Source organism: Cutibacterium granulosum (assembly GCF_900186975.1).
In the GTDB taxonomy this organism is placed as follows: domain Bacteria; phylum Actinomycetota; class Actinomycetes; order Propionibacteriales; family Propionibacteriaceae; genus Cutibacterium; species Cutibacterium granulosum.
In genome coordinates this window covers 1,720,324-1,733,346 of record NZ_LT906441.1, presented here as the reverse complement: position 1 = coordinate 1,733,346, position 13,023 = coordinate 1,720,324, and the positions used below count along the sequence as shown (strand labels likewise).

General features: G+C 63.4%; 13 protein-coding genes and 1 other RNA gene. 9 read left to right on the top strand and 5 right to left on the bottom strand.

Annotated elements, in window-relative coordinates:
- Positions 1 to 132: 132 nt before the first annotated feature.
- The 7 genes from ftsE (at position 133) to ssrA (ending at position 7,399) form a co-directional block, all read left to right on the top strand.
- Positions 133 to 819: a cell division ATP-binding protein FtsE gene (ftsE, locus tag CKV91_RS07360; protein ID WP_021103493.1), complete on the top strand. Its 687-nt coding sequence runs from the start codon at positions 133 to 135 to the stop codon at positions 817 to 819.
- An 84-nt stretch (positions 820 to 903) separates the two neighbouring features.
- Positions 904 to 1,806, top strand: coding sequence for a permease-like cell division protein FtsX (gene ftsX / locus CKV91_RS07355; protein ID WP_021105761.1), 903 nt, complete (start codon positions 904 to 906; stop codon positions 1,804 to 1,806).
- A 34-nt stretch (positions 1,807 to 1,840) separates the two neighbouring features.
- Positions 1,841 to 3,346 carry a M23 family metallopeptidase gene (locus tag CKV91_RS07350; protein WP_065860630.1) on the top strand — a complete coding sequence of 502 codons (1,506 nt, stop codon included), beginning with the start codon at positions 1,841 to 1,843 and terminating at the stop codon, positions 3,344 to 3,346.
- Between the two features lie 225 nt (positions 3,347 to 3,571).
- Complete coding sequence (smpB, locus tag CKV91_RS07345) at positions 3,572 to 4,051, top strand: SsrA-binding protein SmpB (protein WP_065860631.1); 480 nt, start codon at positions 3,572 to 3,574, stop codon at positions 4,049 to 4,051.
- 147 nt (positions 4,052 to 4,198) lie between these two features.
- Positions 4,199 to 5,650, top strand: coding sequence for an argininosuccinate lyase (argH, locus tag CKV91_RS07340; protein ID WP_411791889.1), 1,452 nt, complete (start codon positions 4,199 to 4,201; stop codon positions 5,648 to 5,650).
- Between the two features lie 543 nt (positions 5,651 to 6,193).
- Positions 6,194 to 6,784 carry a DUF1707 SHOCT-like domain-containing protein gene (locus CKV91_RS07335; RefSeq protein ID WP_157738760.1) on the top strand — a complete coding sequence of 197 codons (591 nt, stop codon included), beginning with the start codon at positions 6,194 to 6,196 and terminating at the stop codon, positions 6,782 to 6,784.
- A gap of 245 nt (positions 6,785 to 7,029) precedes the next feature.
- Positions 7,030 to 7,399, top strand: a transfer-messenger RNA (tmRNA) gene (gene ssrA, locus CKV91_RS07330).
- A 158-nt stretch (positions 7,400 to 7,557) separates the two neighbouring features.
- Here ssrA and CKV91_RS07325 read toward each other — a convergent pair.
- The 5 genes from CKV91_RS07325 to CKV91_RS07305 all read right to left on the bottom strand — a co-directional run bounded on the left by CKV91_RS07325 (position 7,558) and on the right by CKV91_RS07305 (position 11,127).
- Positions 7,558 to 7,899, bottom strand: a complete 342-nt coding sequence (locus tag CKV91_RS07325) for a VOC family protein (RefSeq protein WP_065860633.1) — start codon at positions 7,897 to 7,899, stop codon at positions 7,558 to 7,560.
- Positions 7,896 to 8,138, bottom strand: a complete 243-nt coding sequence (locus CKV91_RS07320; protein WP_065860634.1) for a TfoX/Sxy family DNA transformation protein — start codon at positions 8,136 to 8,138, stop codon at positions 7,896 to 7,898. Before CKV91_RS07320 ends, CKV91_RS07325 begins: the two co-directional genes overlap by 4 nt.
- Positions 8,131 to 8,580, bottom strand: a complete 450-nt coding sequence (locus CKV91_RS07315) for a MarR family winged helix-turn-helix transcriptional regulator (protein WP_065860635.1) — start codon at positions 8,578 to 8,580, stop codon at positions 8,131 to 8,133. Before CKV91_RS07315 ends, CKV91_RS07320 begins: the two co-directional genes overlap by 8 nt.
- Before the next feature lie 349 nt (positions 8,581 to 8,929).
- On the bottom strand, positions 8,930 to 9,661 hold the full coding sequence (locus tag CKV91_RS07310; protein ID WP_065860636.1) for a hypothetical protein: 732 nt from the start codon (positions 9,659 to 9,661) through the stop codon (positions 8,930 to 8,932).
- A 71-nt stretch (positions 9,662 to 9,732) separates the two neighbouring features.
- The gene (locus CKV91_RS07305; RefSeq protein WP_095141007.1) at positions 9,733 to 11,127 is read right to left on the bottom strand and encodes an MFS transporter; all 1,395 of its coding nucleotides are present in this window, start codon (positions 11,125 to 11,127) and stop codon (positions 9,733 to 9,735) included.
- Positions 11,128 to 11,451: 324 nt separating this feature from the next.
- Here CKV91_RS07305 and CKV91_RS07300 point away from each other — a divergent pair, with 324 nt between their 5' ends.
- On the top strand, positions 11,452 to 12,018 hold the full coding sequence (locus CKV91_RS07300; protein WP_065860637.1) for a YqgE/AlgH family protein: 567 nt from the start codon (positions 11,452 to 11,454) through the stop codon (positions 12,016 to 12,018).
- 217 nt (positions 12,019 to 12,235) lie between these two features.
- Entirely contained in the window at positions 12,236 to 12,949 is a 714-nt protein-coding gene (gene mtrA, locus CKV91_RS07295; RefSeq protein WP_267911566.1) for an MtrAB system response regulator MtrA, read from the top strand.
- The last annotated feature ends 74 nt before the right edge of the window (positions 12,950 to 13,023 follow it).

The following is a 13,023-nucleotide window of genomic DNA, read 5'->3' as shown; positions in this document are numbered from 1 at the left end:
GAGTCGCCTGCTTTTTCGTGTCCATGCCCTTCTAGACTCGGTACTGAATGATCCGAGCCCTGGCCACCGGATCATCTCTCGGCCCGCGAGCACGGGGCCGAGGTCAGCAGCGAGCGTCAAGGACGGAATCCTTTGATCACCTTCGACAGTGTCAGCATGGTCTATGCCGGGCAGACCCACCCTGCCCTCATGAACGTCAGTGTTGACATCGACGACGGTGAGTTCGTCTTCCTCGTGGGGCCGTCCGGCTCCGGCAAGTCGACGTTCATCCGACTCATCCTGGGTGAGCAGCGCCCCAGTCGTGGTCGGCTCATGGTCAATGGTCGAAATGTCGGTCTCATGTCACGGCGTCGGGTCGCCTCGTTGCGACGAGGGATCGGCACGGTGTTCCAGGACTTCCAGCTGCTGCCGGGAAAGACGGTCTACGAGAACGTCGCCTTTGCGCTGGAGGTGATCGGCAAGTCCGTTCGATGCATCCGTGACGAGGTGCCCCGAACCCTGGAGCTGGTGGGACTTGCGGACAAGGGGGATCGCATGCCCGGCGAGTTGTCCGGCGGTGAGCAGCAACGAGTCGCCATTGCACGCGCCGTCGTCAACCACCCGGGGATCCTCATTGCCGACGAGCCGACCGGAAACTTGGACCCGGAGACGAGTATCGGCATCATGAAGCTGCTCGACCGCATTCATCGCAGTGGAACGACGGTGCTCATGGCCACCCATGACGCCACCATCGTCGACCAGATGCGCCGACGTGTGCTGGAGCTGGATCACGGCCACCTCGTTCGCGACCAGAAGGCCGGCCTGTACGGCACCCAGTGACGATGAGACCTTCCACCCAGGAACCCCCATCCCGACCCACCCGAACACGAACTGATCTGCCCCCAGCTGCCAAGGACTGACCACATGAGACACACCCTGCGAGAGACCCGGAACGGTTTGCGACGCAATGTCAGCATGACGATTGCCGTCATCGTCACGATGTGGGTCTCGCTGTCTCTGTTCGGTGCCGCGCTGTTGGCGGCCCAGCAGGTCGACCTCATCAAGGGTAAGTGGTACGACAAGGTCGAGGTGTCGGTCTTCCTGTGCGTGAAGAACGTTCCCGGCGACAACTGTGTGCCCGGCAAGGACGCAAGCCAGGCGGACAAGGACGCGATCAAGGCTGCCCTGCAGAGCGATCCGCAGGTCGAGAAGGTCTACTACGAGTCCAAGAAGGACGCCTTCGAGGAGTACCAGCGGGTCTACAAGGACTCCCCGGTCAAGGAGATCCTCACGGTGGACACCATCCAGGACTCCTTCCGGGTGAAACTGGTGAATCCGGAGAACTACCGTGAGGTCGTGGCCGCCACCCAGACCATGAAGGGTGTCCAGGCCGTCGTCGATCTGCACACCGCCCTCGACCCGCTCTTCGTGTGGCTCAACTCCCTGCGATGGACGACGGTGGGTCTGTCGGCACTGCTGCTCGTGGCTGCCGCCCTGCAGATCACCAACACCATACGTATGGCCGTGTTCGCGCGTCGCCGGGAGTTGGAGATCATGAAGCTGGTTGGTGCGTCCAACCGTTTCATCCTCACGCCGTTCCTGTTGGAGTCCCTGGTGGCTGGGCTCATTGGTGCGATCCTGGCCGCCGGCACTCTGGCGGCGGGTACCTATGTCATCGTCATGAAGAAATTCGCCGTGACGATGTCGACGATCGCGTGGGTCAACTGGCACCACGTGTGGGTGGCCATTGGATGGTTGGCCATCGTGGCCGTCGTCCTGTCCCTCATCCCGTCCTATGCGGCGGCAAAGAAGTATCTCAAGGTCTGAGTAGTCACAGCATGTCAGGAAAGAAGGGTGTCATATGAGGAGGCTGCTTCCCCCGGCCAAATCGACCACGTTCGCTTCGCCCCAGCGAGATGCCAAGGACGATCCCAGCGCCATGTCGCGGCGTCATCGCCGGGTCCAGGGCCTGGCACTGGCCTTCGTCGTCGGACTGAGTGGGTGGGCGGTGAGCGCTGCCGGAACCATCCACACGGCTTCCGCCGACGACCTCACCGATCGCAAGGACGAGGTCTCCAAGCAGATCACGAAGTCCGAGGCTGCCGCTGAGGGCTACAGTGACGAGGTCAACAAGGCGGCCGACGCCTTGCAGAAGTCCCAGAACGACCTGGACCAGGCCAGAAAGACCTTGCAGGGTGCCCAGGACGCCGTCTCCCAGGCGAAGGCAGCCGATGAGGCCAAGGCCGCCGAACTGCAGAAGGCGAGGAGTGACCTCTCCCGTGCCGAGCAGAAGGTCAGGAGCAACGAGGCAGCCCAGGTGCGGGAGCACCGGAAACTTTCCGTCGTCGTGAGTCGAACGGTCCAGCAGCAGACCCCCATGATGGGTGTTGCGACATTCCTCACGAACATGGACTCAGGCGACATGAACGCACGTATTCAGTGGTCCAACGCCCTCATGGCCGGGGGGCAGCAGGCACTGGACCAGCTTGAGACTCGCCAGATCGCACTCAGCAAGGCACGCGACGTGGAGAAGCAGGCGCGAGATCGGGTCGCGCGTGAGAAGCAGGCCGTCGAGGATCTCCTGGAGCGCAAGCAGCAGGCCGAGTCTGCAGCCGGCACTGCCAAGCAGGATGTCGCTGCGGCCGTGACGGCCAACGAGCAGGCCAAGAAGAGCGCGGACGCCAAGCTTGCGGGGGAGCGCAAGCACCAGGAGGAGCTGCGTGCCGAGGAGGACCAGCTCGACAAGCGCATCAAGGAGCGCATCGCTGCTGCCAAACGTGCCGAGGAAGCTCGCAGACGCGCCGAGGCCGAGCGACGCGCCAAGGAAGCTGCCGCCAAGGCCGCTGCCGAGAAGAAGGCTGCCAAGAAGGCCGAGTCGACGTCCAGGAAATCCGCCAAGCACAGCAGGCCTCATCGCCATCACCCGAAGAAGGCGCACAAGAGGTCCTCGGGCAGCACCAGGAAGGCGTCCTCGTACTTCGACTACCCGGTCAACGGCCCGATCACCTCACCCTACGGACAGCGGTTCCACCCCGTCCTGCACGTGTGGAAGCTCCATGACGGCACCGACTTCGGCGCCTCGTGCGGCACCCCGATCCGGGCGCCTCGAGACGGAGTCGTTGCCGAGAAGTACTTCAACAGGGGTTACGGGAACCGGCTCATGCTCGATCATGGCAAGATCGGCGGCCACTACGTGACGACCGGGTACAACCATGCCAGCAGCTACACGGTCGGGGTCGGGCAGCACGTGTCGCGCGGCCAGGTCATCGGCTATGTCGGCACCACGGGTTTCTCGACGGGTTGCCACCTGCATTTCATGGTGTGGACCGATGGAAACCGTGAGAATCCGATGGGTCGTTGGTTCTGAAACCGGTGGGGTGGTCTGATCGGCGTGGGCTGATCGGACCACCCCATGCCTGTCGCGCCGGCCTGGTGCACAGGCGTGCCGTGCCAAGCCCTTGCCATGTCAGGTGGTGGATGGCCCACGTCGACGGTGCCGACGGTATTGTGCCGCTGCGATCAATGGTGATCGCCCCGGCGGCCACGTCGCGATAGGATTTGTACTCCTGTCGTCGATGGAGAGGAAGGCCCCATGCCTCGTGAGAGAGGGTTGACAGTCGTCGCTCGCAACAAGAAGGCGCGCCACGACTACACCATCGGTGACACCTGGGAGGCGGGACTCGTCCTGCAGGGCACCGAGGTGAAGTCACTGCGAGCAGGCAAGGCCTCCCTGGCGGATGCCTTTGCCCAGGTGGACGAGCATGGTGAGGTGTGGCTCTACAACCTGCACATCCCCGAATATGCGTTTGGTACCTGGCGCAATCACGACGTCATGCGCAAACGCAAATTGCTGCTCAACAAACGCGAGATTGCCAAGATCTCTCGTGAGATGGATTCCCCGGGCAAGACGATCGTCCCGTTGGAGCTGTACTTCAAGGACGGGTACGCGAAGGTTGAGATCGCCGTTGCCACCGGAAAGAGGGAATGGGACAAACGCGAGGCGATCAAGGCGCGGGACGCCAAACGCGAGGCGGAACGGGCCATGTCGAGCCGACTCAAGCGACGTCGGTGAGCCGAACGTCCCGTACTCGATCCACCACTCGCTAGGCTGGCTGCAGGCCCGTGACCGGGCTTCGACCGCAAGACACCGTGGCTCCTCGCGCTGGGAGAAGTGTTGGAGTCCGCTTCCAGGCTGGTCAATTCTCATGAAAGGACGATCGTGACCGACAACGTCAACCCTGTACCCGAACCTGCCCGTCGTCTGTCGTTGTGGGGCGGCCGGTTCGCCGGTGGTCCGTCCGAGGCCTTGGCTGCACTGTCCGTCTCCACGCAGTTCGACTGGCGACTGGCTCGTCACGACATCGCCGGTTCCAAGGCGCACGCCGGGGTTCTGCACCGGGCGGGGTTGCTCACCGACGAGCAGTTCGACGGGCTCATCACGGCGCTCGATCAACTTGACGCCGATGTCGCCGACGGTTCCTTCACCCCGTCGGAGGAGGACGAGGACGTCCACACTGCACTCGAGCGTGGCCTCATCGAGCGTGCCGGGGCAGATCTGGGTGGACGTATCCGTGCTGGGCGGTCCCGCAACGACCAGATCGCCGCCCTGCTGCGCATGTACCTGCGTGACGAGGCACGCTCCCTGGCGGGGGAGGTGCTGGATCTCGTCGAGGTGCTGCGTCGTCGTGCCGAGGAGGCCGGCGATGCCGTCATTGCCGGGCGCACCCACATGCAGCACGCCCAGCCGGTGCTGCTGGCCCATCACCTGGCTGCGCACGCCTGGCCGCTGATCCGTGACGTGGAGCGGTTGCGTGACCTTGACGCCCGACTCGACTCGAGCCCGTACGGTTCGGGGGCCCTGGGAGGTTCGTCACTCGGGCTCGACCCCGTCCAGGTTGCCGGTGAGCTGGGATTCAGCGGCTCGGTGCCCAATTCCATCGACGGCACCGCCGCCCGTGACATGGTGGCCGAGTTCGCCTTCGTCTGTGCCCAGATCGGCGTCGACCTCTCCCGGCTCAGCGAGGAGATCGTCATCTGGAACACCCGGGAGTTCTCCTACGTCACCTTGGACGACTCGTTCTCCACCGGCTCGTCGATCATGCCGCAGAAGAAGAACCCCGACATCGCCGAGCTCGCTCGTGCTAAGGCTGGTCGCCTCATTGGCGATCTGGCGGGGCTCATGGCCTCCCTCAAGGGTCTGCCGCTGGCCTACGCCCGGGATCTGCAGGAGGACAAGGAGCCGGTCTTCGACCAGATCGACCAGCTGCACCTGCTGCTGCCCGCCGTGACCGGCATGATGGACACCGCCGTCTTCCATCTGGACCGCATGGCCCAGATGGCCCCGGAGGGATTCTCCCTGGCCACCGACATCGCCGAGTGGCTGGTGCGCCAAGGGGTGCCGTTCCGCGCCGCCCACCAGATCTCCGGGGCGTGCGTCAAGGTGTGTGAGGAGCAGGGCAAGGAGCTGGCCGATCTCACCGACGACGAGCTCGCTGCGGTGGACGAGCGCCTCACCCCCCAGGTGCGTTCGGTGCTTACGGTGGACGGCGCCGTCGCGGCCCGTACCGGACGTGGTGGCACCGCCCCGGTGCGAGTGCGTGAACAGCTCGCCGAGCTGGGGGAGACGGTGACCACGTTGCGTCGATTCTCGCAGCGTCAGGCTGCCCAGTGACGCCAAGCCACCCGGCCCCTCACCCCTCGCAGCGCCAGACCGCCCTGTGATCCCAGACTGTCCAGTGGTCTCAGACTGCTCTGCCCCTCACCCCTCGCAGCACCAGACTGCCAAATGACCACAGGCTGCCCGCCTCCTCACCCCATGACCCCGGTTCACCCAGTGACTTGGGATCATGAGGTGACTTGGCTCATTCAGTGACATGGCAGGTTCGGCGCCCAGCTCGTTCAGGTGCTCGTTCAGGAGGTGGCGCGCAAACTCACCCTGCTTGGGGGCACGCGAGCATGACTGTGCAGCTCGTTTCGGGGCACGCCCTACTTGAGGCACGTGAGCACGATTGCCTCAGCTCGTTCCGGGACCCAGCACCCTCGCACTGCTTGGGGGGTGAGCACGACTGGCCCCCAGCTCGTTCCGGGGCACCCAGCCACTGTGGATCCGGGACCGTGTTCCAGCAGCTGCGCGTTCGGTGTTGTTGCGCACCCACCCGCCCCGCACTTCGAGTGGCTGTGTCGTGGGGTTTGTCACATGCGGCAGAATGGAGGCATGACTGGCACCGACGACATCCTTGATCTCCGGGTGACGAATGAGCAGCGTGACCGCGTCATCGACTACTTGGGTGTGGCGTTGGCCGACGGCCGTCTGGACCACGGGGAGTGGGAGCAACGGGTCGAGCAGGCGATGCGTGCCAAGACCCGTCGGGAGCTCAATGCCACCCTGCGTGGCCTGGCCACCGTCCCCCTGGTGTCGAGTGCGGTGAGCACTCGTCCTCTGCCCACTCACGGCTCGAGCGTGGGTGCTGGCATCGTGGGGCTCAGCGCTCTGTTCACCGGCCCGTTCGGTCCGCTCGTCGGTGTCGCGATCAGCGAGAGGGGATCGTGGTCGCGCCGACAGATTGCCAAGCAGGCCAATTTCCAGATTGACATGTTCGGCCTTGTCGTCATCACGATGATCGTGATCGGTGTGGGCAACATGGACTTGAACGGTGCCGTTGGCGACGCCATGTGGGCCTGGGGAATCGTGTGGGTGTTGGGGACGCTCATCCGTGCCATCAAGGCCTTCGAGGGAACTGACTGGGACGATCCGGTGATGAAGATGCTGCCCAGGATCGTGGACGAGGGGCAGCGCCCCGACTGAGGGCCGGTCCTGGGCTGCAACCGACCGGTGCCTCCGGTGGCCCATGCGAATCCTGGGTTTCCGTGGCCACAGTTCTTCTTGGCCCCAGAGCTACTGGCGTAGTGCCCTCGATCAGCAATCGTTCCCACTGAGCTCCCCATCAATCTGGCTCGTGCCATGTGAGGACGTGGCCCCATGATGCGATCGAGTCACGGGGTTGCTTCCTGTCGTGAAAAGACTAAAATGATCTGGTACAACTCCACAGAGGGGATGACTGGTTTCGACTTGGAACGGTGGTTCCAGGAGAAGCGGGCCGAGAAGCCAGGGTCAACTCGTTAACGATCCCTGGAAACCAATAAGTGCCGATAACAATCGCACTGACTTCGCTCTCGCCGCCTGATCGGTGATCGAAGGGTCAGCCCGGGTGTGGTCCTCCGCCCGGATCCTGGCCTCGTTGAGAGGACTTGCTGCTCAGCTGTGTCGTAGCGGCTGAGTGGGACTTTTTCTGCGACTGGGCCTGTCTGCACCGTGTCGGTGCGAGTGCAGGGGCCGAGCAACACGACAGCATCGACTGCGCCCGGAGAATGTCTGGTTCGCCTTTCAAGGACGCGGGTTCAATTCCCGCCATCTCCACCACGTGCCTGCTGGCGCTCACATTGTGATGCGTCAGCAGGCATTTTGTCATGCGTATGTGTCATTTTGGGCCCCGCGCGTGAGTATTCACGGTTCCGACACAAAACCCCTGGTCTGAGCGATTTGGTGCGAGTGAGGGTTGAGGACTGTGTTGGCGTGGGTCATGCCGTGTGAGTGTTCGAGTAGTCAGTGAATCCCACGGTGTTTCCCCACGGGTCCTGGATTTCGACGCATTTTCCGGTGGCAACAGCGAACACCGGCAGTCCCCAGGCGTCGGCGACGAGCTGGGCATCCGCGACTTCGAACCAGACGGTCCCATGGCTGGGACGATCGCTGCGACGCAGGAGGATGCCAGGGCCAGCATGGTCTTCGGTGTGTAGGACTGCGATGTCTGGGGTGGTGAAGAGCACTGCGAGCCCTGCGTACTCTTGGTACCAAGCAGCGGCTTGCTCGACATTCGGTACGTCGATGAGCACGTTGTCGATCCGGATGGGTCGAATCACGGTTGTGTGGCCTCCTTGAGATGACGTCGAGTTGTTTCGTCGAGCTGTCGTTTGGGAATGCCTTGGACGGCGCCTTCCAGTGCGAGCAGCGAGTGCAGGCAGGTGAAGCGGGGATGGATCCGCCACCAGGCCTCGATGGCACCGATTTGCCGCAGGGCGTCTGAATCTGCGATTCCAGCCGAGCGTAGGGCGTGCGCCAGCTCGGGACCGATGTTGGGAAGGGACTCGAGCTCATTCATCGTGGCTCCAGGGTGTGAGGGCGAACGCCTTTATGGCCACCTCGAAGCCACGCCGCATGATCGCCAAGTCACCGGTGGGCAGCTCGACCTGGCGCAGCCGGACTGGGCCCACCAACGGCGTCTTGGCAAGTAGTTCCTGCCCGCTCCGCGAGAGGCTGAGCGTCCGGACGCGTCGATCGGCGGCATCGCGGGTTCGAACCACCAACCCCCGGTCCACCAGACGTTGCACCAGCTGGCCAAGCGATGCGGGATGCCAGTCGAGTTCTCGTCTCAGCTCACGAATCGTGACCGGCTGTCGCTCCGCGATGATGCGCAAGAGCGCGAGTTGGCCGCCCGTCACGTCGTAGTCTCGGTGCAGCTCAGCGTTGAACGCGGCGAAGGCCTGCTCGAGCTCCCACCATGCACGCACAGTGGAGATTGCCTCGGAATCGTTATGTGTCACATAACAAATCTAGAACATCCGGCCCAGCATTTGGGGTTGGACGGTCAACTGACGTTCCGGTCAGTCCATCCGGATCCGCCGAGGACATTGATCTGGGTGCTGTCTTTGGATACGACGGTCGCGTCACCTTCTGGTGTGATGACGATGCACTAGTCCCGACCTCCGTTACTCACCATGAAGGCATGACTGACCAGCAGCGTGTGACCACCAATCGTGAGCCGATGCGTGCTCGGGGAATACCGTCCAGTGCAGATGTGGGTTCCCGAGTGATCCTCCACCGAACACCGCTGTGGGGTGGGCGCCGATCACACCCACCCCACGGGAAAACCGCTTCCGGAAAGTGGCAGCCTCAGCCCTGCACGACCTTCAGCGCGTCAATGGCGGATTTCAGCGTGGACTCGGCCGTCTTGGCGTCACTGGCGCTGGTACGGATGAGCTGGTCATCGGTGAGCCAGACGTATGCCTGATAGTTGTGCTGCTGGTCGCTCTTGCCCATCGAGCTGGTGGTGTCGATGAGGGAGGCCTGCTTGGAGATGTTCTCGTACCCCTTGAGCGGGCTGGTCTTGACGTTGACGTTCATGGTCTGTCCCTGACCGGACATCGTCATCTTGCCGCATTTGGCGATCTGTTCGTCCTGGGACTGGTAGGTCTTCTTCTGGCGGTCGGTGAGTTTCGTGTTGAAGGTCACGGCAACCGGCTTGGACTCGTCGCCACCAGCTGCCACGAGGACGTTGTTCATCTCGTCCTTGGTGACGCCGGCGCTGACTTGCTTGAACACCGTGTCACACGAGGCGGGGGAGACCTTGAGCTGGCTCACGGCCTGGTTGAGCCGGTCAATCTGGGAGCCGACCTGGGAGCTGTCAATGACGGAGAATTTCTGGCCACCCACCTTCTTGTCGGAGAAGGTCTTGGTGAAGTCGTCCTTGCTGACCTGCTTGAGTGTCGTCGTGGACGTCGAGGCAGCAGAGTCGCTGCCGGCGGCATTCGAGGAGGAGTCCGACTTGTTGCCGCATGCGCCCAGACCAATCGTCATGATGCCCGCCATGCCAATCACACAGGCCTTCTTCAACGTTGTGGTCATTGTCTGTTCACCTTTGCATCGTCTGCTACGTACTTCTCGGAATATACGTCCTTGCCAAAATGAGTGCTGGTTCACACGCTCGATCGGCCGAGACGGTGATCGGCAATGAGGAAGATGGCGATACCGGCTGCGGCGATGATGGCGAGGATCCACAGGATGCTCGAATAGGTTGCGGCCACCCCGGTGTCACCGAGCAGATGGATCCTGCTGTCGGCAAGTTTCGAGGAGTAGGCGATACCCAGCGGGATGGCGAGGTTGATCGTCAGATTGTAGAAACCGATGGCGATGCCGGTCTTCTGCGCCGGAATGTCGGCGATGGCGGTGTTGACTAGGGGTGCGTACATCATGGCGAACCCGGCGCTGAACAACATCATGGCGATGACGAGCACCCAGGTGTTCTGGGAGATGAGGCATGCGGTGAGCACGAGGGCCACCAGGATGAGGCCCAGCGCGGTGAGGATGGCGCGTCGGGAGGTGAGTCGCCTGCCGATCTGGCCAGACAGGGCCCCGACGATGGCACCCACTGCATATCCCGGAACGATGAGGAATGACGCGGTGGCGAGGGTCTGGTGGTGCACGTACTGCACGGCTCCGGGGATGACGACGGCCGACAGCCCCAACTGGGTGGAATAGACGACGAGCACCACGAGGAGGGTGGTGACGTAACGACCGTTGTGGAAGAACTCCGGTTGCACGATCGTCTCGCCGTGGGCGTGGATGTGCCAGATGAACAGGGCAATTCCCACCAGGGCGACGACGGCGGGCAACCAGGCGAAATTTCCCACGAAGATGATGAGGCTGGAGGAGAACACCGCGATGAGGAAGAGTCCGAGGACGTCGACGTGGGCCTGGGTGGTCTCCTCGGCCGGAACGGTCTTGACGATGACCGGGATGGTGAGCACCAGGATGAGTGCCACGAGGAACATGGCCGTCCACGAGATGTAGGTGGCGACGACACCGCTGGTGAGCACGCCCAGCAGCATGGCCAGCTGGAAGGCCGAGGTCGAGAAACCCAGATAGGTTTTCTGGTCCTTCTCGGGCAGGTGCTTGGTGACGTAGATGACGTACAGGGTTTCCGCGCAGGCCAGGCCGGAGGTCTGGATGAGCCGGCCGGTGAGCACCATCGGCCAGACGCCGTGGAAGAGGAACCCGATGAGCGAGCCGACGCCCACCAGAGCCATGCCGATGATGAGCAGGGTGCGGATACTCACGCTGTCGGCCAGGGCGGCGTAGACCATGGCACCAATGCCGATGACGATTCCGGCCAGGCTTGCCTGCAGGGATGCCGTGTTCTCCGACAGGTGCAGGTCGTGGGCGATGGGGGAGGTCATGAACTTGAAACCGTTGTCGATCATGAGGCACAGCACGAAGGCGGTGAGCATGATCGGTACGGCGGCCTTGGGATTGACGTCCCGGTGGCCGGTGGTGGGGGAACTGTTCGACGTTTCGTCACGGCGCGACTGCATGGGGACAATGTACATAATCCGGATGGAGACCAAGGATTCGTATGACGTCGGGGGATCGTCAGGGGCGATGGCCTACGGCTCGAACGTGCTGCCCAAGTGCTTGAAACTGATTCGGAAGAACTTGGACTGATGAATTTGACGGATTGCCTGTCTGCACGGGATGTGGGTTCAGCGTCCAGGTACGTGTACCTTTCGAGCAAAGTCGGGCTCATCCCCGCGTCTACGGGGAGCACCGACCATGTGGGGTTTGGTTTCATTGCGTTCATTCCCATTCGATGAGCCCTGTCCCGACACGATGAGTTGGTCCAGTGCCAAGATGGAACCATGATTCTGGCGAACCCGCCGGCTGCCGGCGACCTGCTCATCAGCGGATCGGGACTCACCACCGGGATTTTCGCCCACAGCGTCGTCTACCTGCTCGACTGCGACGAGGACGGCGCACTCGGCGTCGTCATCAACCAGCCCTCCCAGCTGGACATGGCCCAGATCCTGCCACAGTGGGTGCATCTCATGACCCCGCCGCAGTGCATCTTCCAAGGCGGTCCGGTCTCTCCCAACGGTGCGATCTGTGTGGCGCGAGTGCAGCAACCCCACGAGGAGCCGCCCGGATGGCGGCCGGTCCGGGGTGCCACCGGTCTGCTGCACCTTGACACCCCGGTGGAACTCGTGCACGGAGCCTATTCAGACCTACGGGTGTTTGCCGGCTACGCCGGATGGGGGCCGGGGCAGCTGGAGTCGGAGATCATTCGCGGTGACTGGGTGCATGCCCTCGCCCGGGAGTCCGACGTCTTCGGCTCGGACCCCGCCACCCTGTGGCGACGGGTGCTGCGACGCCAGAACGGCACCGAGGCCCTGCTCTCCACCATGCCCGACGACGAGAGCCTCAACTGAGCCGGGGGAGCGAGGCCCTGCCCTTCCCCGAGCGTGTGAGCTTTGAGGGCCGGGCAGCCCGAGCCGTCCAGGGGTGAATTTGCTGCCCAGGGCCTCATCACACGGTTCGGCCCCGCTAAAATGACGTCGCGATGATTCACCGTTGGACGGGTGACGGGGTTCCCGCGGTGGCCCGTGTTGCGCATGATCCCACACGGTGGGGCAGGAGGTTGACGAGGTGGCTGCACGCGACACGCAGGACGACGCCGCTCGAGTGCTCGTCGTCGACGATGACGCCGCACTTGCCGAGATGGTGCAGATCGTCCTGCAACGGGAGGGCTACGTCACCTACTGGTGCGACAACGGTGCCGACGCCCTCGACTCCTGCACCGGTTTCAACCCCGACCTCATCCTGCTCGACCTCATGCTGCCCGGCCGCAACGGCATCGAGGTGTGTCGAGACATCCGACGCACCAGCGGGGTGCCGATTATCATGCTCACCGCCCGCTCCGAGACCGCAGACGTCGTCTCCGGGCTGGAGTCCGGGGCCGACGACTACGTCTCCAAACCCTTCAAGACCAAGGAACTCGTGGCTCGTGTCCGGGCCAGGCTGCGTCAACCCAACGACCTGGCCACCCCGGACGTCATCGCCTTGGGTGGGCTCGTCATCGACACCGCCGCCCATCGCGTCACCCGGGACGGCGCAGAGATCATGCTCACCCCCTTGGAGTTCGACATCCTCGTCGCCCTGGCCCGCAGACCCAATGTCGTCCTCAGCAGGGACACCCTGCTCGAGGAGGTGTGGGGTTACCAGCGCAGCTCCGCCGACACCCGCCTGGTCAACGTCCACGTCCAGCGGCTGCGCTCCAAGATCGAGCTGGACCCGGAACACCCTCGCCTCATCATCACGGTGCGAGGTGCCGGGTATCGAGCCGGTGGGGAAGAACGTTGACCGATGGCCCGGCAGCCTGACGAGCGGCGACGCATTCCCCGACGCCTCACCCCCGCACGCCGCCTGTGGTGGTC

Coding starts and splice junctions, on each gene's coding strand:
- CKV91_RS07335 (WP_157738760.1), top strand. CDS start 6,194: ATGACTGGCACCGACGACATCCTTGATCTCCGGGTGACGAATGAGCAG.
- ftsX (WP_021105761.1), top strand. CDS start 904: ATGAGACACACCCTGCGAGAGACCCGGAACGGTTTGCGACGCAATGTC.
- CKV91_RS07310 (WP_065860636.1), bottom strand. CDS start 9,661: ATGACCACAACGTTGAAGAAGGCCTGTGTGATTGGCATGGCGGGCATC.
- CKV91_RS07305 (WP_095141007.1), bottom strand. CDS start 11,127: ATGCAGTCGCGCCGTGACGAAACGTCGAACAGTTCCCCCACCACCGGC.
- CKV91_RS07320 (WP_065860634.1), bottom strand. CDS start 8,138: ATGAATGAGCTCGAGTCCCTTCCCAACATCGGTCCCGAGCTGGCGCAC.
- smpB (WP_065860631.1), top strand. CDS start 3,572: ATGCCTCGTGAGAGAGGGTTGACAGTCGTCGCTCGCAACAAGAAGGCG.
- CKV91_RS07300 (WP_065860637.1), top strand. CDS start 11,452: ATGATTCTGGCGAACCCGCCGGCTGCCGGCGACCTGCTCATCAGCGGA.
- CKV91_RS07350 (WP_065860630.1), top strand. CDS start 1,841: ATGAGGAGGCTGCTTCCCCCGGCCAAATCGACCACGTTCGCTTCGCCC.